Raw genomic sequence first — 21,491 nt, forward strand, 5'->3', positions numbered from 1 at the left:
AATTACTGATTCTCAAAGGCGCGCGCATCGGGATGCGCACCGGTAATTAATGAAACGATTTCATCGGGCGAGGTTTCGGCGTGACGGCGCTCAGCAATTTTTCGCCCCCGGCGGAACACCACCATGCGATCGGCCACCGCGAACACGTCGCTGATGTTGTGGCTGATCAGCACCACCGCGCAGCCGCGTGCGGCGAGTTTGCGGGTGAGCTGTAACACCTTCTGCGTTTCAGCCACCGCCAGCGCGGCGGTCGGTTCATCCATGATCACCAGCTGCGCGTTGAGGTTGAGCGCACGACAGATCGCCACCGCCTGGCGCTGTCCGCCCGAGAGGCTGCCAACCGAGGCTTCGGCATCGGAGATATGCGCGTCGAGATCCTTTAACAGCTGATCGACCTGCTCGCGCATTTCCCGGCGACGCAAAAACGGAATGCCCAGCACGCGCCGCTTGAGCTCACGGCCAAGAAATACGTTTTCCGCGATGCTGAGGTTCTCCGCCAGCGCCAGCTCCTGATAAATGGTGGCGATGCCGTGTTCAGATGCCTGGCGCGGCGAGGTGAATTTCACCGCTTTGCCATCGATCCACAATTCGCCGTCGCTGGCGCTGTAGGCGCCCGACAACACTTTGGTAAAGGTGGATTTGCCCGCGCCGTTATCCCCCAACAGCGCCAGTACTTCACCGCGATGGATGCTGAGATTGACCTGATTGAGGGCGGTTAAGGCGCCAAAACGTTTGCAAATGTTGCGCGCTTCAATAAAACAGCTGCTCATCTCGCCTCCCCGCTGCTGAGATAGGCGGCGCTGTGGAAATCGATTTCCCACTGCAGCACCTGCGCGTAGAGATTGGATAAGCGCTGCTTCTCCTCTTGCGTCAATGCCAACGCGGCGCGATCCAGCTCAGCTTTCAGCCACCTCGCCTGCTGGTGAAACTCCTCTTCGGCATGCATATCGACCCAATGGCGAATGTCGTCATCCAGCAGCGGCTGGGCACTGACGCGCGCGCACCAGTGGTAATACATCCACTCGGCACCAAACATCAGCGTGAGGATCTCGACGAAACTGCCCTGCTTTGCCACGTTAAACATGCCATCGCGGAAGGCGGTGACGCCGGGCAGATCGTCGGGGTAATCCAGTGGGTTAATATTGCGGCGCGCCAGCACCGCTTCAAACCAGGCGATTTGCGTGTCCACCAGCGCATTCAGCACGCCGATTAACCAGCGCTGCTGACGGATATCCGGCGCTTTGCTTACCGCCAGCGCGAAGATGTTGATGGCGGTGGCGACAAAGTTGCCTTCGAATACCAGATAGCGATTGAATACCGCGTCGGGCAGCTGATTGCGCTCGATATCCAGCACAAACGGATGCTGCTGCATCGCCTGCCACAGCGTGTGGTGCTGCTGTAAAAGCTGGTCAGTGAAGCTGTTCATTACGCCTCCTCCAGCGCCGCTTGCGCCACGGACATAAAGTGCTTCACGCGTTCCAGCTCGACCTCATTCCACCACACGCCATCAAATTTCAGGGTGCTGGCGACGATCACGCCTTGAGTACGACCAAGAATCTGGCAGACGTTGGCAGGCGTGACGCCGGAACCGACCAGCAGCGGCAGCTCGGTGGCGGCGCGGATTTCGTCGATCTCATCCAGCGTGGCGCTGTCGCCGGTGCGTTGCCCGGTGGCGATCACCGCATCGGCTTCAAAGAAATCGACGTCGCGCGTCAGCTCCTGAATCGAGCGATCAGCCACAATCGCGTGGCTGCCGTGTTTGACGTGGCTGTCGGCAAACACGCGAATGTGTTCAGCGCGCAGCTGGCTGCGGTAGCGCAGCGCTTTCGCCGCCGCACCTTCAATAAAGCCTTCGTTGGCGATATAGGCGTTGGCCCACTGATTGACGCGCACAAAATCCGCGCCGCCGGCTAAAGCGGTGGCAAAGGCGGGAATCGCGGCGTTCGCCAATACGTTAATGCCCAACGGCACGCCAAAACGCTCGCGGATCTTTTCGGTGATCACCGCCATAAAAGCGGCAGTTTCCGGCCCAATATCGTCTGGTTTGGCAAACGGAATATCGCCGTGGTTTTCGATAATTAACCCATGCACGCCACCGGAAATATAATTATCGGCATCACGCAGTGCGCGCTCAATAATAGCTGAGAGCGGTTTACCGCGATATTTAGGTGCACCCGGAAAAGCATCACAATGCACTACGCCAATCACTGTTTTCTTTCTGGAAAAAATATCTTGTATTGCGCTGGTTTTTCCTGCTGATATAGAAACCATCTTCTCCACCTTATTAACGAGAACCATTATGCAAATTTATGTTGCAGGGAATATTGTTGTTGATGAAACCTGGTCGATTGGCGATCTGCCGCAAAAAGGCGCATCGATCCACGGCGTAAAAACCTCGCAGGATATTGGCGGTAAAGGCGCGAATCAGGCGATTGTTATTGCACGCTGTGGTCTCGATACACGATTAATTGCCGCAATCGGTCACGACAGTAACGGACAATGGCTGCGTGAGAAAATAGCGCATGAGCCGGTTAAGCTATTTCCCACTCAATATTCTTCACCACACAGCGACTCCTCAATTATTCTTAACAGCAGCGATGGCGATAACGCCATTATTACTACCACCGCTGCGGCAGATGCATTAACCGTCGAACAGATGCTGCCTTATTTAGCCGATGCAAAGAAAGGCGATATAATGCTGCAACAGGGCAACTTCTCGGTTGAGAAAACCCGTGTTCTTTTTATCTGGGCAAAAGCCAACGGCATGAAAACGGTCTTTAATCCTTCGCCGGTCAATGCTGATTTCGCCCAACTCTGGCCGCTAGTGGATATCGCGGTGGTTAACCAGCTGGAAGCTGAGCGGCTGCAACCGGCTGGCGTCAGCACCTTAGTGATCACCCAAGGCGCACAAGGCGCGTGGTTGATCACCGAAACCGAGCGCCACTTCTGTCCGGCAGCGGCGGTAAACGCGGTGGACAGCACTGGCGCGGGCGATACCTTCCTCGCCGTGCTGCTCGCCTCCTCGCTGTTACGCGAAGTGGAGCCCGATGCGCTTGCCCTGCAGCATGCCAGCCAGGCCGCCGCTATTACCGTGAGTCGTACCGGCACCGTTAACGCATTCCCCACACAACAGGAACTCGCTGCGCTGCTGGCTACGCGCAGCGAGTGATCGGTTACTTAAACAGCGAACGGTAACTGTCGACGTTCGCTTTGGTGACCACGGTGGCCGGCACCAGAATAGTTTTGTTCACCGTTTTGCCTTCAGAGAGCGCGTTGAGAGCTTTCAGCGCCTCTTCACCCATCTTTTTCGGATCCTGCTGCAATACGGCGGTGACGTAGCCGCCATCGATCCCGCTGATGGCTTTGGCCGTCAGATCCCAGCCAAATACTTTGATATCTTTCTGGCGGCCCTGGTTTTCGACCGCCGCAATCGCACCCAGCAGTGCCGGTTCGCCGGTGGCGTAAATTGCGGTTAAATCAGGATTGCCAGTGATCAGATTTTCTGCGGCCGTCATGGCGTTGTCCTGAATATTCTGGCCATCTACCACATCGGCAACGGTGATTTTGCTGTTGGTTTTGATAGTCTCTTCGAAGCCTTTCTGACGCTGGTTCTGAATAGCCGAGTTCAATGCACCAACAATGCCGAGACGCGCTTTGCCGCCCATCTCTTTCGCTACGTAATCGACGAAATATTTACCGAGGATTTTGCCGCCTTCGAGATTATCTACGCCAACCTGCGCTGCTTGTGGACCGGCCGGTAATACAGCATCAATGGCGATGACCGGAATGTTAGCCGCTGCGGCTTCTTTAATGGCGGGCATAATGCCGTTGACGTCAATGGCATCAACCAAAATACCTTTCACGCCTTGCTGAATATAGTTTTCAATTGCATCGTTCTGCGCCACTGGATTATCGGTGGCGTTAAAGATAACCAGATCTTTTCCGCTGGCTTTTGCGGCTTCCTGTGCGCCCTGATTCATCAGATTAAAGAACAGCGCCTGCTGATTAATTTGCACCAACGCATACGTCGGCGCAGCCTGCGCCAGCGAGAAAAATGAACCCGCAGTAATTAAGGTGGAAGCCAAAACCAATGAACGCAGTTTTCCGGTGAAAGATAACATCATGGTGTTCCTCGTCGGGAATAAATAATAATCAGCGTTTCCCAGCGTTAAGACACTGAGATTATTTTTGGCGGGCAAATATCGATGACGTGATATACACACTGCATAAGTGCAGTGTTTTTATAGCGACCTGCTTAAGTTTGTTTCGGTAACCCATCCGCTAGGAATACCTGGTGAAATAACTTAAGTCGGTTTGGGAAGTGATTCCCGGTAATGCGGTAAACTGTGCATACAATTCGCTGAGTAAATATTTTTGTCAAGTGTTTATTTGGTTGGCGATGTGTAATGATTAACGCGTAAGGTCGCCATTCATGGCGACCTTGTAACCACCACACGATGATCCCGATGTAATAATGGCGAGGAACATGAATTCAAAACGCGTGTTGTTATCCGACGTGGCACAATTAGCCGGGCTCTCTAAAGCCACGGTCTCTCGCTATATGAATCACAGTATCGTGTTGCCGCAGGAGACAATTGACCGCATCGAAGCGGCGATTCGCCAGCTCGATTATCGCGGCAACAGCCTGGCGCGACGCCTGAGCAAAGGCGGCAGCGAAACCCTGGGTTTGGTGCTGCCCGATATCACCAACTCCTTCTTTGCCGAACTGGCTGATGCCGCAGAAGAGGCGGCGTCGGCGCGCGGTTACAGTTTGGTGCTGTGCATCACCCGCAACAATCCCGACAAAGAAGCGCAGTTCATTCGCTGGCTGGATACGCGTCAGGTTGATGGCCTGCTGTTCACCACCAACCGACCGGATAACGGTTTGTTGCGTAAAGAGATTCAGCGCCATCAGCATATTGTGTTGCTTGATGAAGATATTCCCGGCAGCAGCGTGCCGAAAGTGTTTGCCGACAACGTGCAGGGCGGACGCATCGCCACCGAACAGCTGATCGCCGCCGGACATCGCCACATCGCCTTTATCGGTGGCCCGGAACAGTTGATGAGCGTGCGCGAACGTTATCTCGGCTTCTGCACCGCCATGAAGCAGGCCGGTTTATCGGTGCCTGCAGAATGGGTGATGTACGGCAACTACGAGCGCGAGTTCGGTCAGCAGGCTTTGCAGCGGCTGTTCAGCCAGTCGCCGCGCCCTTCCGCAGTGTTTGCGGCCAGCGATTATCTGGTGCTGGGATTGCTGGACGGTTTACGCGCCAGCGGCTTGCAGGCACCGGATGCCCTTTCGCTGGTCGGCTTTGATGATGCCAACTACACCGACCTGACGCAGCCGCGCATCTCCACCATCCGCCAACCCGCGCGCGAACTGGGTTATACCGCCGTGGACATCATGCTGCGCCTGCTGAATAACGACGTGAATATCCCGCTGGAAACACGCTTACCCGTTGAATGGGTGGGACGCGATTCGATTCAAATCCGCCTACCCTGATCCATCGTGGCGCAAAATTGCACAGCCTTGGCGCAAAAGTTGATCAATGAAGTGAAGTTCAGTACTTCGAGGTAAACCGGTTTACTGAACAATAAAATTTTAACCTGCTGAATCTTCTCGCGTTTGATGCAGGCCAAACTGACTAAATTCTAACCTGGCACAGAAGCTGCAACGTTTCCAGCGGCAAACAAATATCGTTGTAACCCATGGCTCTGGAAGTGCGGCCAGTGTTTTAACTGACAGGTAAACCGGTTTACTAGAGGGTAAATCGTGTTAGTTAAAGCATTGCTGCGCTAACAGGCCAAGTTCCCGGCAACCGATTGGGAGTGTTCAGATGCAGCAGCCTCATGCTACCCCAGCGCGGGTAGAGATGATTAACATCACCAAAACTTACGGTTCGATACGATCCCTACGCGGCGTCAATCTGCAACTGGCACCGGGCGAAGTGCTGGGCTTAGTCGGCGACAACGGCGCGGGTAAATCGACGCTGACCAAAGTGCTCTCCGGCGCGGTGGTGCCCACCAGCGGCACCATTCGCGTTGACGGTGAACAGCAACACTTCACCAATCCGGCCGATTCGCGCCGCTGCCATATTGAAATGGTCTATCAGGATCTGTCGCTATGCGACACGGTGGATGTCGCCGGCAATCTGTTTATGGGACGCGAGCCGATGAAAAGCTTGCTCGGCATTCCCTTTCTCGATCAGGCAAAAATGCACGCCGAAGCGCGCGAGATGCTGAAAGGTTTGGGCATTTCGATTCCGGATACGCGCTTGCTGGTGCGCAATTTGTCAGGCGGACAACGCCAGGCTATTGCCATTGCGCGCGCCGCCGCCTTCGAACCGAAAGTGCTGATCATGGATGAACCGACCGCTGCCTTAGCGGTGGCAGAAGTGGAAGCAGTGCTGGAGTTGATTCGCCGCGTCTCGGCGCGCGGCGTCAGCGTTATCCTCATCACCCATCGCCTGCAGGATCTGTTCCTGGTGTGCGATCGCATCATGGTGATGTACGAAGGCACCAACGTGGCGGACCGGCGCGTGGCGGATACCAGCTTAAGCGATATCGTTAATTTGATCGTGGGTGAGAAATTTACCGCTCACTCAGCGGCTGCACACTGAGGTAACGGGATGAGCATCATGAATTTAAGCAGTTCGCGCATGATCCAGCATTCGCTACCGCGTCGCCTGTTGCACAACCATTCGGGCGTGGTAAGCATTGCGCTGTTTTTCATCTTTTGCTGCGTGGTGTTTTCGCTGATCACCAGCAATTTTCTCTCCAGCAACAACTGGCTGAACATCATTCGCCAAAGCGCCCCGCTACTGATCGTCGCCACCGCGATGACGCTGGTGATCACCACCGGCGGCATTGATTTATCGGTGGGTTCAACGCTGGCGCTGGTCGGCGCGCTTTCGGCTATCGCGCTGAATAACTGGGGATTGCCGTGGCCGGTGGTGTTAATTGGCGGACTGCTGCTGGGCGGATTGGTTGGCGCCATCAACGGCTTCTTTATCGCCTTTGAGGGGATTCCGGCGTTTATCGTCACCCTGGCTACCTTGGCCGTGGTGCGTGGGATCGCGCTGCTGGTCACTCAGGGTTATTCGATTCCGGTGCCGGCCGACAGTCTGTTTACCTTTATGGGCCGCGCATGGGTGCTGGGCATTCCGATGCCGGCGCTGATTGGCATTGTTGTGCTGTTCGCCGGGCATATTGTGCTCAACCACATGCGCTTTGGTCGCTACGTGACGGCGATTGGTTCGAATGCCGAAGGCGCGCGTCGCAGCGGCATCAATACTAAATCGGTCACCATGAAGGTCTACATTATCAGCGGCATGGCGGCGGCGCTGGCCGGGATGATTATCACCGCGCGTCTCGGCAGCGGCTCATCCAATCAGGGCGAAGGCTTTGAGTTGCAGGTGATCGCCGCCGTGGTGCTCGGCAGCACCAGCCTGTTTGGCGGCTTCGGCACCATTATCGGTACGCTGCTGGGCGCGCTGTCGATTGCGATTATCCAGAACGGGCTGATCCTGTCGCACATCTCGCCGTTCTATACGCAAATCGCAACCGGCACCATCATTCTGCTCGCCATCTGGCTTAACACCCGCATTCTCAATCCCACTCGCACACCGGCAAAAGGATAGCTCATGAAAGGATCGATTTTTCGCCATGCGGATCCGTTACCGCTCGGCGTGAGCAGCGGACATGTGATGACGGTTTTAGGGCCGCTGCCGCTGGCCGAGATGGGCGTTACCTTGATGCATGAACACATTCTGTTGGATGCATCCGGCAAGTGGGTGCCGCCCTGCTGTTGCAGCGATCGTCATATCGCTGAGATGCCGGTGAAAATGGAGAACCTCGGCGAACTCAACATGAACCCGCTGATGAGCCGCGATAACTGCCAGCTGTTTGATGTCGATATGGCGATTGACGAGCTGATGAAGTATCGCGCGCTGGGCGGCGAAACCATCGTCGATCCTACCAACATCGGCATTGGCCGCGATCCCAAAGGGCTGCAACGCATCGCGCGCTTAACCGGACTCAACATCGTGATGGGCACCGGCTTGTATCTGGAGCCGTCGCATCCGGAATGGGTGAAGAGCATCAGCGTTGAGCAACTCACCGAGAAGCTGATTTTTGACCTTGGCGGCGCAGCGGAGAAACCCGAGGTGATCGCCGGATTGATCGGCGAGATCGGCATCTCCAGCCGCTTTACCGCCGATGAAGAGAAATCGCTGCGTGCCGCCGGACGCGCCAGTGCGGCAACCGGCGTGCCGATTCAGGTGCATCTGCCGGGTTGGGAGCGTTTAGGTCATAAAGTGCTGGATATTCTGCAGCAGGAAGGTGCCGATCTGCGTCACACCGTACTGTGCCATATGAATCCCAGCTTTGCCGATAAGACCTATCAGCGTGAACTGGCCGACCGCGGCGTGTTCCTCGAATACGACATGATCGGCATGAGCTATTACTACGCTGATGAATCCGCGCAATCGCCTTCCGATGAAGAGAACGCGCGCGCCATCTGCGAATTGATTGATGACGGCTACATTCAGCAGATTTTGCTGTCGCAGGATGTGTTCCTGAAAACCATGCTGACGCGCTTTGGCGGCCACGGTTATGGCTACATCCTCAAACATTTTGTCCCGCGTCTGAAACGTCACGGCGTTAGCGGCGAACAACTCGAAACCTTAATGATTGCTAACCCGCAGCGCGTATTTGGCGGGTAAAAGGGAAAATATCATGCAGAAACAAGTCTTGCTGGTGGGCGAATCCTGGACCAGCACCTCGAACCACATCAAAGGCTTTGACCAGTTCTCCACCGCCACCTGGCACAGCGGTGCCAGCGATTTTATCGCGGCGCTGAAGGATAGCGATTACGCCATTACCCACATGCCAGCGCATGCCGCCGCCACCGATTTCCCGCTGACGCTCGAAGGGCTGCAAAAGTGGGATGTGATAATTCTTTCGGATATTGGTGCCAATACGCTGCTGCTGCATCCCGATACCTGGCTGAAAAGCCGTCGTACCGCCAATCGCCTGGCATTGATCCACGATTACGTCGCCGCTGGCGGCAGCCTGATGATGATCGGCGGCTACTTCAGTTTTCAGGGCATCAACGGCGGCGCGCGATTCCGCAATACGCTGGTGGAAAAGGTGTTGCCGGTGCGCTGCCTCGCCTGGGATGACCGCATTGAAACGCCGGAAGGTTCTACGCTGGAGATGACGCAATCACATGCGCTGCTCGATAACATCTCCGGCGAATGGCCGTGGATGCTGGGCTACAACGAGGTGGAGATGCAGCCCGAAGGCACGCTGCTGGCGACCGTCGCCGGAACAGCGCATCCTTTATTAGCGGTGCGGGAATATCAGCAAGGCCGTTCGCTGGTGTGGACCAGCGATATGTCGGCGCACTGGCTGCCGGAAGAGTTTACCCAATGGCCCGGCTATCGCCAGCTGTGGATTAACTGCTTCGACTGGCTGACGGAGCGCGCCTGATGCAGCCCGCTTCACTGGCACTTGCTCAGCAACTGCTCGGCTTCGACACCATTAATCCACCGGGCAACGAAGCTTCCTGCATGGCGTTTTTTGCCGCGTGGCTCAGCGATCAGGGTTTTGAGGTGCAGCTATCGTCGTTTGGCGAAGGTCGCAGCAATCTGGTGGCGCAGATGCGCGGCTCCGCTGCGGGCAAACCGCTGGCGTTTACCGGACATCTCGACACCGTGCCGCTCGGCAATCAGCCGTGGCAGCACGATCCTTTTGGTTCGGAAATTGCGGACGATCGGCTTTATGGGCGCGGTTCGAGTGACATGAAAGCGGCCATCGCCGCTTTTGCCCACGCCTGCATCAAGCAGCAACCGGCGATTCGCGCCGGGCGCGGCGTGGTGTTGCTGATTACCGGCGGTGAAGAGACCGGCTGCGATGGCGCGCAGGCGCTGATTGCGGCCGGAACGTTGCCAGAGATTGGCGCATTGATCGTTGGTGAACCCACCGCCAACTATCCGGTAATTGGTCACAAAGGCGCGCTGTGGCTGCGCTGCGAGACGCGTGGCAAAACCGCGCACGGTGCGATGCCGGAATTAGGCATTAACGCCATCTATCTCGCTGCCGATGCGTTAGGCAAAATCCGCCACTTCTCGCCGGGCGCGCCGCATCCTTTAATGAAGCAACCGACGCTGAACGTTGGCCGCATTCAGGGCGGCCTGAATATTAACTCGGTGCCGGATCGCACGGCGTTTGATGTTGATATCCGCAGCGCGCCAAACCTGCAACACGCCGCTATTCGCCAGCGGTTAGGCGAATTAATGGGCGAAGCAGTGCACATCACCACTTTGGTCGATCTGCCTGCGGTGTTGAGTTCCGAAGAGAATCTGTGGATTCAGTCGATCTACCGTCACTGTCAGGCGTTTTTCGAGCAGCCGTTGCAAGCGCGCGTGGTGCCCTACTTTACCGATGCATCGTTGCTGTTGCCCGCGCTGGGTGATCCGCCGTGCATTATTTTAGGTCCGGGCGAACCGAAGATGGCGCATCAAACCGATGAGTATTGTCTGGTGAGTAAGCTGGGGGAAGCCGAGCAGTTGTATGGGCAGATTATTGCGGAGTGGATGAAGGGTTAATATCGGTCGCCATGAATGGCGACCGCCGGGAATTGCTGGGTACACAGTCCTGCGCACCCAGCATCTTTATCAGAAACGATAGCTCGCCGAGACAGAGAAATTACGTGGATCGCCGTACACGATGCCGCCGTTGCTGACGTTGGTGTCGTACTCTTTGTCGAACAGGTTGTTAATGTTCGCCTGCAGTGAGACGTTTTTGGTGACGTCGTAGCGTGCGAACAAATCGACCACCGAGTAGCTGCCCTGTCGTGCGCGCCAGGTGCCTTCGCCGTCTGGACCGCCAATGTCGCCGTAGGTTTTCGACTGCCAGGTCACGCCACCACCCAGGGTCAACTGATCCAGCATCGGCAAGCGATAGCTGGTGAAGAGGTTGAATGAGGTGCGTGGCAGCTGAGAATTGTAGTTTTCGCCTTCGCGATCTTCCGCCACATAACTGGTACCGCCGAAGGTCATCTGCCAGTTATCGGTTACCGCACCGTTGACTTCAAACTCCACGCCACGGCTCACTACGCCACTTTTACCCACATAAATGGCATTGCCCGTTTCCGGGTTGGTTTGTCCGGTCGCTTCGCCAACGTTATCCAGTTCAGTGCGGAATACGGAGATCGAGGTGGTCAGGCGGCTGTTAAACCAGTCTGATTTCACGCCCGCTTCGTAGTTCTTGCCAATCACCGGCGCCAGGAATCCGCCCGAGGCATCCTGATAATCCTGCGGCTGGAATACCGAGGTGTAGCTGGCATACGCCGACCAGTTGTCGTAGAAGTCCCAAATCACACCACCGTACGGCGTGATGTTGTTCTTCTCCATCTCTTCGCTCAGCGTCTGACGATTCCAGTTGGTATAACGCGCGCCCAGAATCACATGCAGCGGATCGGCCAGCGAGATGCGTGTTGCCAGATAAGCAGATTTCTGACGTACCAGCTGTGTATCTGAAGCCGGTTCGCGCGGATCCCAGTTAGATTCCGGGAAATCGCCGTTGTAGTTATTGAAGTTACCCAGCTCTGCTGATGAGATGTTCTCCCACGAGCTGTAGTACTTGTTGTCCTGACGACTGTAGTTAACGCCAATCATCAGCTCATGCTGACGTCCCAACAATTCGTATGGGCCGCTGGCGAAGGCATCCACCGCATCCACTTTACGTTTGCCGGTGTTATAGCCGGTGCCGCCGATAACCGGATAGCCGGCGTAAGAGGAAGAGCCCGCGCCGGTGGTTTTATCAAAGAAGCCATCGATATACAGCTGTTTGCTGTCGAGGAACATTTCGTTATGCGTGCCGTTAAGCGTGATGTTCCAGCCGTTATCGAAGTTTTGCTGCAGGTTAACAAAGACCTTTTTGTTTTCTTTGTTGTTGTAAGCCCAGTCTGGCGCGGTGTTGTAACCACGACGCGCTTTGATCTGAGAACCGTCGGTATACCAGCGCGGCGAACCGCTCCACATTGGCGAATCGGTGTTTACCTGGGTAAATTCGTAACCAACCGACAATTTGGTGGAGTCGGTCAGATCAGCGTCAACCACGCCATAAACGAACTTTTTGTCTGCGCCGTAGCGTTCGATAAAGCTGTTTTTGTCTTCATAGCCCGCAACTAGCCGACCACGTACGTTCCCTTCAGGCGACAGCGGTGCAGAGAGATCGGCAACGTAACGCTGCTTGTTCCAGCTGCCGTAGCTGGCGGAAACATCACCGGTGAACTCTTTGCTATCGGCGTGCTTGCGCACCATGTTGATGGAGGCAGAAGGATTGCCTGGGCCAGTCAGCAAGCCGGTGGCACCGCGCACCACTTCGACGCGCTCATACAGCGCCATGTCGCTCTGCGCATCGCCAAGGTTCCAGCGTGAGGCGAAGGCAGTTGGAATACCGTCGACCATATAGTTGTCGATCAGGAAACCGCGCGAATAGTAGTTGGTGCGGTCCATATCGGAAGAGACGCCGTGGATACCGGTGGTGTTCTTCAGCACATCGTTCAGCGATTGCAGCTGTTGGTCTTGCATACGCTGCTTGCTGACGATCGAAACCGATTGCGGAATATCGCGCGCGGTGAGCGCCATTTTGGTGCCGGCACGCGTTACTGGTACGCTGTAATCCTGTGCCGCCTGCTGTTGCTGATCGGCGTTAGCGCTGGCATCCACGTTCAGCGTCTGTTCGGTGTTGGTGGTCTCTGCTGCCTGCGCGATACCCGACGCAACCATCACAGCCAGTAAAGAGAGACGTAACGCACGCTGAGGCGCACTGCCGGGTTTCCTGACGCGCAAATCACTGAAAGACATACGATTCCTCAATCAACTTATCGTTATTTTTTTGCGGCACCGCTGCTGACGTCGGAAAGAGGAACAACAGTAAGGAAGCCGTTAAGAAAGCAAATGAGAAATATACGCATTAAGATTTCCAATGCAAGAAATTGTTACCAGTTTACTGACACTTTTACACTTGGTGAAAAGCCTTATTCTTCAACGAGTAATAGTTGACTTACGTTATTTTCAGGAAGGTTCATGGCGTGGCTTTCGGCAACTATGTGAAATTGAACAGATTCTTATGTGTACGGTAACCATTTATGGCGACCTTCACACGCACCGCATACACACGCATATTAAATCACCCACTATTATTCTCCTTACTCTCCCGCGTCACGTGAATAAGCCAAATAGCTCGATAAAGCGTCACGGAATATAAAGGAATCTCTGATCACCCGGATATTTTACAGACAATTCTGCCCACGTTTGATTATTTTAATTTGGCAAAAAATCTCGTAGAATACCTCCCTTTACACCAGTCAAATAAGTAATAAGGATTAATACATGAGCGATGCACTTAAAGCATTGAACAATCTTCGTACGCTGCGTGCCGAGGCGCGTAATATTGACGTCGCAGCATTAGAAGAGATGCTGGAAAAATTCGCCGTGGTCGTCGCAGAGCGCCGTGAAGAAGCGGAAGCAGAAACTGCAGCTCAGCGCGAAAAAGAAGAAAAGCTGGCGCTGTATAAAGAGATGTTGTTGAAAGACGGCATTGATATTAGTGACCTGGCGCAATTAACTACCCAGGAAAGCAAGCCTAAGTCGAAACGTGCTCCGCGCCCCGCGAAGTATAAATTCATCGACGAACAGGGGAACGAGAAATTGTGGACCGGCCAGGGCCGTACGCCGTCACCGATTAAAGCCGCACTGGAAGCTGGCGGTTCAATGGATGATTTCCTGATTTAATCGGTGACTTGCTGTACAGCGTATGAACAGTAAAAACGCAGCACAAGTGCTGCGTTTTTTTGTTATTACTTCTGCGCGTTAATCTGTTTGATATACGCTTTTAAAACGTCGTAAACATAATCCTGGCAAGCGATACCGGATTGCGCATCATACTTGCCGTTAAGTCAGATAATCCCCCGGAAATATCTGACGTCTTTTACTAATAAGCTTATTTCAGAACCGCACAGGCCTGCGCAATTCTGCGGCCCGCTTCACGCACCGTTTCAATGTCGGTGGCAATCGACAAACGGAAATAAGGTGATAATCCGTACGCGCTGCCCGCCACGCCAGAGACACCGCTTTCCAGCAGATAATTCATCACATCCTGCTCGCTTTCGATCTTCTGACCATCGGGACGCGTTTTACCTAATAAACCGGCGCAGCGACAGAAAATAAAGAACGCGCCATCAGGATTAAGCACGTCAATTTCCTGCACCGGCTTTAACAGCGCCATAATCGCATCGCGGCGATCCTGATAAGACTTGCGTTGCGGCGGCAGGAAGTCGAGTCCACCGTTATACGCCGCCACCGCTGCGGCCTGACTGATCGCGCTGGCACCGGAGCTGTTTTGCGACTGCACCACCACCATCGCGTCAGTCAAAGCTTTAGGCCCGGCACCGAAACCGATGCGCCAGCCGGTCATGGCGTAGGTTTTCGACACGCCGCCCACCAGCAGAATACGGTCGGCTAAATCCGGCGCAACGTGCAGCAGGCTAATATGTTCACGGCCATCAAACAGAATATGCTCGTAGAGTTCATCCAGCATGATCAGCACATCAGGATGATCGCGCAGCACCGTCGCCAGCGCGGTCAGCTCATCTGCGCTGTACACCATGCCAGAAGGATTGCCGGGATTGTTCAGCACCAGCCAGCGGGTTTTAGCAGTGATCGCCTGCGCCAGCTGTTGCGGCTGCAACTTGTATTCCTGCTCCAGCGGACACGCCAGCAGCACCGCTTCGCCGCCGTTGAAACGCACGCTATCCGGAAACGTCGGCCAGTACGGCACTGGCACAATCACCTCATCGCCTTCATTCAGCGTGGCGGCAAAGGCGTTGAAGATAATCTGCTTGGCACCGTTGGCGATGCAAATTTGCGCCAGCTCATAATCGAGCTGATTTTCATTTTTCAGCTTAGCCAGCACCGCTTTGCGCAGCGGCGTGGTGCCGTTGGTCGGCGTGTAGCGCGTTTCACCGGCTTCCATTGCCGCCACCGCCGCCTGGCGAATATGCGCGGGCGTATCAAAATCTGGCTCACCGGTGGTGAGATCGAGAATATCCACGCCCTGCTCTTTCAGCTGGCGCGTCAGTTGACGCGCCGCCGCATTAGCAGAGAGCGACACGGACTGCACACGCTTTGATAAGGTGACCATGTTGAGCTCCTGAATGGGTTAGACCACCGGCAAGCCGAGGTTTTCACGCAGCGTGGCGAACTCGTAATCGTCACGGAACAGGCCGCGACGGCGCAGTTCAGGGATCACCAGCTCAACAAACAGATCCAGCTGCTCGGACATGATCGCCGGCATGATATTGAAACCATCCGCGCCGCCCTCGTTCATCCACAGCTCGAAATCGTCAGCGATATCTTCGGCGGTACCGACAATCACGCGATGTCCGCGTGAACCAGCAGCCACCGCCGCCAGCTCGCGCAGCGTCAGATTTTCGCGCTTCGCCATATCGGTCATCAGTTTAACGCGGCTCTGGTTGCCCTCGCCCAGAGGCACTTCTGGCACCGGACCATCCAGCGGGAACTGGCTGAGATCCATGCTGAAACGCAGCGACAGCTGACGCAGACCGTTTTCGATGTCCACCAGCGTGTTGAGCTCTTTCCACAGTGCTTTGGCCTCTTCACGCGTGCGGCCCACAATCGGCATCACGCCCGGCATAATCACCACATGATCCGGATTACGACCAGCGGCAATGACCTGATCTTTCTGCGAACGGTAGAAGGTTTGTGCTTCTTCGAGGCTGGCAGCCGCGGTGAAGATCACTTCCGCGGTTTCCGCCGCCAGTTTCTGACCATCGGCGGAGGAACCGGCTTCGATGATCACTGGACGACCCTGCGGCGAACGGGTGATATTCAGCGGACCCTGCACCTGGAAGTGCTCGCCTTCATGGTTAATCGGCTGGATTTTTTCATCAACAAAGTACGCACCGGTCTCTTTGTTCGGCTGCACCGCGCCCTCTTCCCAACCGGCCCACAGCTTGTCAGCCACTTCGAGGAATTCGCGCGCACGCGCATAACGCTCGGCATGGTTTGGCATATCGTTGCGGCTAAAGTTACGCGCTACATCGGTAGAGAACGAGGTCACCACGTTCCATGCCGCGCGACCACGGCTGATGTGATCCAGCGAAGAGAAGCTGCGCGCCATGGTGAACGGATCGCTAAAGGTGGTGGACGCCGTTGCCGCCAGACCGATGCGTTTGGTATTCACCGCCAGCGCCGACAGCATGGTCAGCGGCTCAAGGCGCGCCATGGTCGAGGGCAAACGATACATGCTGGTGGCCAGCGCATCGCCTACGAAGAACAGATCGAATTTACCGGCTTCGGCTTTTTTGGCGATGGTGATCAGCCAGTCGATGTCAGTTGGATCGCCGAGCTTTTCCGTCAGACGCCAGCCGCTGACGTGTTGTCCTACCGGCTGCACGAAAAGGCCTAAACGGATGCGGCGTTGTTGTTTTGAGTTAGCCATTAATTTGTCCTGGTCAATAAAAAGTGGTGCGATTTAAAACGTGTTCTCGGTCGCCAGCAGCGCCTGTTCCAGCGCATCGGCAGAGATGCGGAATGGCAGACGTTCGGCGCTGGCCGCCGGAAATTTAATCTGTTCTGCGATGGTGCGAATCGTCGCCGCGCGGTCACCGGTTAACGGCGCTAAGGTCAGCGGCATGTCGTACGCACGCAGCAGCGTCAGCAGATCGGCATCCGGCACGCCGTCATGCTCAATCAGCGATTGCACCAGCAGGCTGTAACCCACTTTTTCACCGTGCAGCCATTGATGCAGTTCCGGCTGATGCGTCAGACGATTGTGAATGGCGTGAGCAAAACCTGGCGTCGGCAGCACATCGCGCACGCTGTTGGCTAATCCGGCCAACACGATATTGGCATCGATGATTTTCACCAGCTCCGGCGTGACCTGCTGTTGCTGGTTAGCGGCTACCGCCGCCGGGCCCAGCTCGCGATAAAGATCCAGCGCGCGTTTGGCGGTCATCACTTTGAGATCCAGCGCCAGATCGTTGGGATTGTTACGCTGATACGGATAGAACTCATAATATTTTGCCAGCGCATCAACGATGCCGGCCTTCAGGTAACGCACGTCGCTGCGCGCGATAATCTCGCTATCGACCAGTACCAAATCCGGCATTTTGCCCAGCGGCTGGCTGCGCACATGGCCGCCCTGCTCGTTGTAAACAATCGCCACCGGCGACCAGGCAGCGCAAGTCGCGGCAACCGTGGCGAAGTTGATCACCTTGAGATCGGGCAGCTGGCTACCCACCGCTTTTGCCGCATCCAGCACGCGCCCGCCGCCGATCGCAAACAGCAGTTCAGCGCCCTGCCGCTCGACATTGTGCTTCAGGGTTTCAATCGCGGCATCGGTGCATTCACCGGTCAGATACTCTATTTCCCAGCGAATATCATTGGCTTCAAGGCTCTGGGTTAATTCCGGATTAACGGCCTGCCAGGCGCGGGGGGAAGTAAAGACGCGAATATGGGAAGCGTAAGGTTTGATAAATTCACCGGCGCGCGCACGCAAACCGGATTCATGTGCATATGCACGCGGAGATTTGATCGCTAACACGGCGTCACCCTGATTAAGAATAAGGCTATAACGGATTAAATTAAGATATTTCAGAGGGTTAATACAGAATAGTTATAGCGCTATGTATTTTCTGCATACTACGGTAAATAACGATTTAAGCAATGCAAAAGGGGCGATTTCATTTTCACAAATTCGCATTAGCTTAGTTATTTTTCACATATAGCAGGGAATGGCTTTGCTGGTAATCTGAACCCTTATAACAGACGAGCACCTTCCATAGCGGCGCAATTTATTGCGCGATGAATCGCGCCGCTATGGAAGGTGCCTGTTTTTTGATTCTCCGCCTGATGGCGGTTTTTTCCCGGGGATGTCTATGTCACTTGAATTTCGTCAGGTCAGAGAAGACGAGGTGGAAACCTATCAGGCGCTGATGCATGCCGCGTATGCACCCACGCTGGCGCTCGGCATTAAATTTGATGCCGCCACCGCCGACCTTGCCAAGACACTGCGTCATCTGCAGAGCCACGGTGTTTATGCCCTGTATGCCGATGATGTGATGGTCTCATCCGTTACCGTACGCTATCCGTGGGGACCGCTGCCCGGCCCGTTTGGCCTGCCGCATATCGGCTGGTTTGGCGCGCATCCCGATTATCCCGGCCAGCAATTTGGTCGTCAGGTGCAGGATCGTCTCGAGCAGGAGATCTTGCTGGGCCAGTTACGCGCGCCTGCGGTGTCGCTCGGCACCGCCACTAGCCATCCGTGGCTGATCGAGATGTACAAAAAGCGCGGTTTCCAGCTGATGCACACCACCGATCTCGGCAAAGGGCATATCACGCAATATATGAAGAAAGTACTGGATGAAAGCGCCCACGATGCGTGGTTAACACGCCAGGCGGCACAACAAGGAGTAAAAGCATGAGCCAATCTCTCGACACCTTAGGCGAACAGCTGATCGCTTTCCGCCATGAACTGCACCGTTTTCCCGAGCTCTCCAATCAAGAGTTTGAAACCACCGCACGAATTCGTCAGCAATTAGAGCAACACCAGATTCGCGTGCTGGATCTCCCGCTCAAAACCGGTTTAGTGGCGGAAATTGGGGCGGAAAGTGGCCCATTGATGGTGTTACGCTCCGATATTGACGCGCTGCCGATTGAAGAGCAGTCAGATGTGAGCTTCCGATCTGAACGTCCCGGCGTGATGCACGCCTGCGGCCACGACTTTCACAGTTCGGCGGCGCTGGGGGCAGCGATTCTGCTCAAACAGCAGGAAGATACCCTGCCAGGTCGCGTGCGTATTCTGTTCCAGGCCGCTGAAGAGACCGGCCAGGGCGCGCCCGATGTGATCGCGACCGGCGCGCTGGATGATGCGGTGGCAATCTTCGGCATTCACAACGATCCGTCTCTGCCGCCTGGCGTGATTGGCAGCAAAGCCGGTCCGCTCACCGCCGCGGTCGATCGCTTTGATATCAGCATCACCGGCATGGGTAGCCACGCCGCCAAACCGCATCAGGGTAACGATCCGATTGTGATTGCCGCGCAAATTGTCTCGGCCGCACAAACGTTGATTAGCCGCAATGCCCCATCCGGCGATAACGCGGTGGTCTCGATTACCCAGATTCACAGCGGCAGCACCTGGAACGTGATTCCTGATAGCGCCTGGCTGGAAGGCACGGTGCGCTCCTTCTCGCAGGAAACGCGCGAACGTCTGGAGCAGCGCTTCCGTGAAATCGTGCAAGGTATCGGCGCCGCTTTCGCCGCCGAGGTGAAATTCAACTGGCACGCGGGTCCGCCATCGGTGGTAAATGATGCGCATTGGGCGGATTTTGCCTTGCAGCAGGCCAGCGCCAGCGGCTTTGAGGCGCGCGTGGTGGAAGCCAGCCCAATCGGCGAAGACTTCGCGTTCTATCAGCAACAGCTGCCGGGCGCGTTTATGATGATTGGCACCGGCGAGCCTTACGCGCTGCACCATCCGGCGTTTCGCATCAATGATGATGTGCTGCTGCCGACGTCGCGCTATCTCGCCAATCTGGCGGTCGCAGCGCTGAAGAGCGTGAGCTGATGAGCCTCACTGCCGCGCTGGCTGAGCGCATTGTTCACAGCCAACCGGACGCCGCCGCACGTAATGCGGCACGCGAAGGGGTGCGTGATTTCCTCGCCGTCAGCTGGCCGGTACTGCAAGGTCAGGTGCCAGACAGCGGATTACCGGCGCTGCGCAGCGTATATGGCGACGGCAGCGCGCGATCCAACGCGCTGCTGCTCGGGTATGCCAGCCACGCGCTGGATTACGATGATTTCCATGCGGATTTTCGCGGGCATCCCAGCGTGGTGATTCTGCCTGCGCTCTTTGCCTGGCAGCAGTTGCAGCCCTCTGAGCTGGATCAGTTTCTTGATGCCTATGCGGTTGGCGTGGAGGTTGCCGGACGTTTAGGCCTTGCCGTCAGCCAGCAGCATTACGCTTTAGGTCATCACAATACCGCGACGCTTGGCACAGTTGCCGCTGCCGCCGCGCTGGCGCGTTTGCTAGCGTTAGATGTGGCTGCCACCGCAACGCTGCTCGGCATCGCCATCACGCAGGCCAGCGGCTTACGCGCGCAGTTTGGTTCGGCGGTAAAGCCGCTGCATGCCGGGTTTGCAGCTGAACGCGCGGTGAGCGCCGCACAGCTGACGCTGGCAGGCTTTGAAGGCAAGCAGGACGGCGTGATTGACGCTTTCATCTCCGCCACCAGCAATGGCCAGGCGCAGCCGGAAAAACTGATTGAGCATTGGGCGCAGCCGTGGCGCATCGTCGCGCCTGGGTTGGAATTCAAACCCTTCCCCACCTGCGCCGGTACGCACAGCGCCGCCGAAGCCACGCGCATCTTGCGCAATCAATGGCTGGCGAGCGGTAAATCACTGGAAAGTTTGCTGGAAAACATTAGCGAAATTAGCGTGGCGTTTCCGCCGGGCGGTGATATTGCGGCATCGGTGCGCGTTCCAACCAACGGCATCGAAGCGCGTTTCAGTCTGGAATATGTGATCGCCGCGATGCTGATGTATGGCGATTTGCGTTTGCAGGATTTTGCCGAAGGCGAGTTGAATCAAGAGGTGATGCCGCTGGCAGCAAAGGTGCGTCGTACGCCAGATGAAGGTGCGCCACCGGATGCAATTAACCCGGCGCTGCGTTTTCATCTGGTGACGATTACGCTACGCGATGGCTTGCAGTTGCAGCATCACCGCACACGTCAGCAATCGCTGGCCGATGCGGTGGATGTCGCAGGCAAGCTGCGCGCGGCACTGCAGCAGGAATCTCCGCTACGTCAGCAACAACTGCTGAACAGCAGCGAGTTGGCTAACAGCACGCATCTGGCGCAGTTAACCCAGCTGCTCGCTTAAAGCGTTTCGACCGGCTCCAGCGCATCCTGAATGGCATCGGCCAGATTTGCGATCTCATTGGCAACCGCCTGCAAATCCCACGATGCCTTTGATCCGCTGGCAGAGGTTGAGGCGCTAACTGACTCTTTTGCCACCGCTAATGCCGCCGCAACCGCAACGGTGCGTTTATGCTGCTCAACCGTGACGCCAATCGGTGGCTGTGTGAAATAGTCGTTGACCATCGTATCTCTCCCTTAAGTGTTAAAAAAATAAATGAATCCTGGAGAGGTATTATGGGGGAATTACAGCAGAGTGCACTCTAAATAGTGAGCCGCCAGCGGCGGCTCGACCGATTTTCAGATTTTAGGTTGCTGATCTTCAGGGAATTCAGTATCGCGGGGTAAATCATCATCTTCGTCAGGTAATGTTTCATCATCACCTGGCAGTGGAATTACATCATCATCTGGACGTTCTGACATACGTACCTCCGTAAACCCGAATTGGGTTAATTAAAGTGTAGTAATGAAATAAATTAAACATCGC

General features: G+C 55.7%; 21 protein-coding genes. 11 read left to right on the forward strand and 10 right to left on the reverse strand.

The genetic code is table 11. The annotated features are described in order from the left end of the window. Positions 1 to 2: 2 nt before the first annotated feature. The 3 genes from K5Y33_RS11795 to K5Y33_RS11805 are packed head-to-tail and all read right to left on the reverse strand — an operon-like array spanning position 3 to position 2,271. Positions 3 to 770, reverse strand: a complete 768-nt coding sequence (locus K5Y33_RS11795; protein WP_101761367.1) for an ATP-binding cassette domain-containing protein — start codon at positions 768 to 770, stop codon at positions 3 to 5. Continuing rightward, positions 767 to 1,426, reverse strand: a complete 660-nt coding sequence (locus tag K5Y33_RS11800) for a TenA family protein (RefSeq protein WP_101761366.1) — start codon at positions 1,424 to 1,426, stop codon at positions 767 to 769. The genes K5Y33_RS11795 and K5Y33_RS11800 overlap by 4 nt, the downstream gene beginning before the upstream one ends. Next, positions 1,426 to 2,271, reverse strand: a complete 846-nt coding sequence (locus K5Y33_RS11805; RefSeq protein WP_222234039.1) for a BtpA/SgcQ family protein — start codon at positions 2,269 to 2,271, stop codon at positions 1,426 to 1,428. The genes K5Y33_RS11800 and K5Y33_RS11805 overlap by 1 nt, the downstream gene beginning before the upstream one ends. Positions 2,272 to 2,299: 28 nt before the next feature. Here K5Y33_RS11805 and K5Y33_RS11810 point away from each other — a divergent pair, with 28 nt between their 5' ends. After that, positions 2,300 to 3,169, forward strand: a complete 870-nt coding sequence (locus K5Y33_RS11810) for a PfkB family carbohydrate kinase (protein ID WP_222234040.1) — start codon at positions 2,300 to 2,302, stop codon at positions 3,167 to 3,169. A 4-nt stretch (positions 3,170 to 3,173) separates the two neighbouring features. Here the strand turns inward: K5Y33_RS11810 and K5Y33_RS11815 are convergent, their stop codons facing one another. Further along, positions 3,174 to 4,124: a substrate-binding domain-containing protein gene (locus K5Y33_RS11815; protein WP_110867210.1), complete on the reverse strand. Its 951-nt coding sequence runs from the start codon at positions 4,122 to 4,124 to the stop codon at positions 3,174 to 3,176. Positions 4,125 to 4,474: 350 nt separating this feature from the next. On the opposite strand from K5Y33_RS11815, the gene K5Y33_RS11820 reads away from it, so the two are divergent. The 6 genes from K5Y33_RS11820 (at position 4,475) to K5Y33_RS11845 (ending at position 10,610) form a co-directional block, all read left to right on the forward strand. Then, the gene (locus K5Y33_RS11820; protein ID WP_110867209.1) at positions 4,475 to 5,503 is read left to right on the forward strand and encodes a LacI family DNA-binding transcriptional regulator; all 1,029 of its coding nucleotides are present in this window, start codon (positions 4,475 to 4,477) and stop codon (positions 5,501 to 5,503) included. A 370-nt stretch (positions 5,504 to 5,873) separates the two neighbouring features. Further along, positions 5,874 to 6,620, forward strand: coding sequence for an ATP-binding cassette domain-containing protein (locus tag K5Y33_RS11825; protein ID WP_222234336.1), 747 nt, complete (start codon positions 5,874 to 5,876; stop codon positions 6,618 to 6,620). Between the two features lie 18 nt (positions 6,621 to 6,638). Next, on the forward strand, positions 6,639 to 7,640 hold the full coding sequence (locus K5Y33_RS11830) for an ABC transporter permease (protein WP_222234041.1): 1,002 nt from the start codon (positions 6,639 to 6,641) through the stop codon (positions 7,638 to 7,640). Between the two features lie 3 nt (positions 7,641 to 7,643). Continuing rightward, a complete protein-coding gene (locus K5Y33_RS11835) occupies positions 7,644 to 8,723 on the forward strand; it encodes a phosphotriesterase (protein WP_101761359.1) in 1,080 nt (359 codons plus the stop codon). 13 nt (positions 8,724 to 8,736) lie between these two features. Continuing rightward, positions 8,737 to 9,492 (forward strand): glutamine amidotransferase, encoded by a 756-nt coding sequence (locus K5Y33_RS11840; protein ID WP_222234042.1) that lies wholly within the window; start codon positions 8,737 to 8,739, stop codon positions 9,490 to 9,492. After that, positions 9,492 to 10,610, forward strand: a complete 1,119-nt coding sequence (locus K5Y33_RS11845) for a M20 family metallopeptidase (protein ID WP_222234043.1) — start codon at positions 9,492 to 9,494, stop codon at positions 10,608 to 10,610. Before K5Y33_RS11840 ends, K5Y33_RS11845 begins: the two co-directional genes overlap by 1 nt. 69 nt (positions 10,611 to 10,679) lie before the next feature. Here K5Y33_RS11845 and fhuE read toward each other — a convergent pair whose 3' ends face one another. Continuing rightward, complete coding sequence (gene fhuE, locus K5Y33_RS11850; protein WP_217548030.1) at positions 10,680 to 12,875, reverse strand: ferric-rhodotorulic acid/ferric-coprogen receptor FhuE; 2,196 nt, start codon at positions 12,873 to 12,875, stop codon at positions 10,680 to 10,682. A 528-nt stretch (positions 12,876 to 13,403) separates the two neighbouring features. Between fhuE and K5Y33_RS11855 the strand changes: the two genes are divergently transcribed. Next, positions 13,404 to 13,805, forward strand: coding sequence for an H-NS family nucleoid-associated regulatory protein (locus K5Y33_RS11855; protein WP_101761355.1), 402 nt, complete (start codon positions 13,404 to 13,406; stop codon positions 13,803 to 13,805). A gap of 208 nt (positions 13,806 to 14,013) precedes the next feature. Here K5Y33_RS11855 and K5Y33_RS11860 read toward each other — a convergent pair whose 3' ends face one another. The 3 genes from K5Y33_RS11860 to K5Y33_RS11870 are packed head-to-tail and all read right to left on the reverse strand — an operon-like array spanning position 14,014 to position 17,637. Continuing rightward, complete coding sequence (locus K5Y33_RS11860) at positions 14,014 to 15,213, reverse strand: aminotransferase class I/II-fold pyridoxal phosphate-dependent enzyme (protein WP_222234044.1); 1,200 nt, start codon at positions 15,211 to 15,213, stop codon at positions 14,014 to 14,016. Between the two features lie 18 nt (positions 15,214 to 15,231). After that, positions 15,232 to 16,533, reverse strand: a complete 1,302-nt coding sequence (locus tag K5Y33_RS11865; protein ID WP_101761353.1) for an LLM class flavin-dependent oxidoreductase — start codon at positions 16,531 to 16,533, stop codon at positions 15,232 to 15,234. Positions 16,534 to 16,566: 33 nt separating this feature from the next. After that, positions 16,567 to 17,637, reverse strand: a complete 1,071-nt coding sequence (locus K5Y33_RS11870; RefSeq protein ID WP_101761352.1) for an iron-containing alcohol dehydrogenase family protein — start codon at positions 17,635 to 17,637, stop codon at positions 16,567 to 16,569. Between the two features lie 334 nt (positions 17,638 to 17,971). On the opposite strand from K5Y33_RS11870, the gene K5Y33_RS11875 reads away from it, so the two are divergent. The 3 genes from K5Y33_RS11875 to K5Y33_RS11885 are packed head-to-tail and all read left to right on the forward strand — an operon-like array spanning position 17,972 to position 20,969. After that, entirely contained in the window at positions 17,972 to 18,517 is a 546-nt protein-coding gene (locus tag K5Y33_RS11875; protein ID WP_101761773.1) for a GNAT family N-acetyltransferase, read from the forward strand. Further along, complete coding sequence (locus K5Y33_RS11880) at positions 18,514 to 19,656, forward strand: amidohydrolase (RefSeq protein ID WP_210080228.1); 1,143 nt, start codon at positions 18,514 to 18,516, stop codon at positions 19,654 to 19,656. Before K5Y33_RS11875 ends, K5Y33_RS11880 begins: the two co-directional genes overlap by 4 nt. Further along, positions 19,656 to 20,969, forward strand: coding sequence for an MmgE/PrpD family protein (locus tag K5Y33_RS11885; protein WP_222234045.1), 1,314 nt, complete (start codon positions 19,656 to 19,658; stop codon positions 20,967 to 20,969). Before K5Y33_RS11880 ends, K5Y33_RS11885 begins: the two co-directional genes overlap by 1 nt. On the opposite strand, the gene K5Y33_RS11890 is transcribed toward K5Y33_RS11885, so the two are convergent. Then, on the reverse strand, positions 20,966 to 21,190 hold the full coding sequence (locus K5Y33_RS11890; protein WP_007890034.1) for a hypothetical protein: 225 nt from the start codon (positions 21,188 to 21,190) through the stop codon (positions 20,966 to 20,968). The two genes, K5Y33_RS11885 and K5Y33_RS11890, sit on opposite strands and share 4 nt — an antisense overlap. 114 nt (positions 21,191 to 21,304) lie before the next feature. After that, on the reverse strand, positions 21,305 to 21,427 hold the full coding sequence (locus tag K5Y33_RS23680) for a hypothetical protein (RefSeq protein ID WP_255421536.1): 123 nt from the start codon (positions 21,425 to 21,427) through the stop codon (positions 21,305 to 21,307). Between the last annotated feature and the right edge of the window lie 64 nt (positions 21,428 to 21,491).

The sequence above is a fragment of the Pantoea sp. DY-17 genome (assembly GCF_019795975.1).
In the GTDB taxonomy this organism is placed as follows: Bacteria; Pseudomonadota; Gammaproteobacteria; order Enterobacterales; family Enterobacteriaceae; genus Pantoea; species Pantoea leporis.

Coding starts and splice junctions, on each gene's coding strand:
- K5Y33_RS11875 (WP_101761773.1), top strand. CDS start 17,972: ATGTCACTTGAATTTCGTCAGGTCAGAGAAGACGAGGTGGAAACCTAT.
- K5Y33_RS11820 (WP_110867209.1), top strand. CDS start 4,475: ATGGCGAGGAACATGAATTCAAAACGCGTGTTGTTATCCGACGTGGCA.
- K5Y33_RS11845 (WP_222234043.1), top strand. CDS start 9,492: ATGCAGCCCGCTTCACTGGCACTTGCTCAGCAACTGCTCGGCTTCGAC.
- K5Y33_RS11840 (WP_222234042.1), top strand. CDS start 8,737: ATGCAGAAACAAGTCTTGCTGGTGGGCGAATCCTGGACCAGCACCTCG.
- K5Y33_RS11890 (WP_007890034.1), bottom strand. CDS start 21,190: ATGGTCAACGACTATTTCACACAGCCACCGATTGGCGTCACGGTTGAG.
- K5Y33_RS11800 (WP_101761366.1), bottom strand. CDS start 1,426: ATGAACAGCTTCACTGACCAGCTTTTACAGCAGCACCACACGCTGTGG.
- K5Y33_RS11810 (WP_222234040.1), top strand. CDS start 2,300: ATGCAAATTTATGTTGCAGGGAATATTGTTGTTGATGAAACCTGGTCG.
- K5Y33_RS11795 (WP_101761367.1), bottom strand. CDS start 770: ATGAGCAGCTGTTTTATTGAAGCGCGCAACATTTGCAAACGTTTTGGC.
- K5Y33_RS23680 (WP_255421536.1), bottom strand. CDS start 21,427: ATGTCAGAACGTCCAGATGATGATGTAATTCCACTGCCAGGTGATGAT.
- K5Y33_RS11865 (WP_101761353.1), bottom strand. CDS start 16,533: ATGGCTAACTCAAAACAACAACGCCGCATCCGTTTAGGCCTTTTCGTG.
- K5Y33_RS11880 (WP_210080228.1), top strand. CDS start 18,514: ATGAGCCAATCTCTCGACACCTTAGGCGAACAGCTGATCGCTTTCCGC.
- K5Y33_RS11885 (WP_222234045.1), top strand. CDS start 19,656: ATGAGCCTCACTGCCGCGCTGGCTGAGCGCATTGTTCACAGCCAACCG.
- K5Y33_RS11860 (WP_222234044.1), bottom strand. CDS start 15,213: ATGGTCACCTTATCAAAGCGTGTGCAGTCCGTGTCGCTCTCTGCTAAT.
- K5Y33_RS11805 (WP_222234039.1), bottom strand. CDS start 2,271: ATGGTTTCTATATCAGCAGGAAAAACCAGCGCAATACAAGATATTTTT.
- K5Y33_RS11835 (WP_101761359.1), top strand. CDS start 7,644: ATGAAAGGATCGATTTTTCGCCATGCGGATCCGTTACCGCTCGGCGTG.
- K5Y33_RS11830 (WP_222234041.1), top strand. CDS start 6,639: ATGAATTTAAGCAGTTCGCGCATGATCCAGCATTCGCTACCGCGTCGC.
- K5Y33_RS11815 (WP_110867210.1), bottom strand. CDS start 4,124: ATGATGTTATCTTTCACCGGAAAACTGCGTTCATTGGTTTTGGCTTCC.
- K5Y33_RS11855 (WP_101761355.1), top strand. CDS start 13,404: ATGAGCGATGCACTTAAAGCATTGAACAATCTTCGTACGCTGCGTGCC.
- fhuE (WP_217548030.1), bottom strand. CDS start 12,875: ATGTCTTTCAGTGATTTGCGCGTCAGGAAACCCGGCAGTGCGCCTCAG.
- K5Y33_RS11825 (WP_222234336.1), top strand. CDS start 5,874: ATGATTAACATCACCAAAACTTACGGTTCGATACGATCCCTACGCGGC.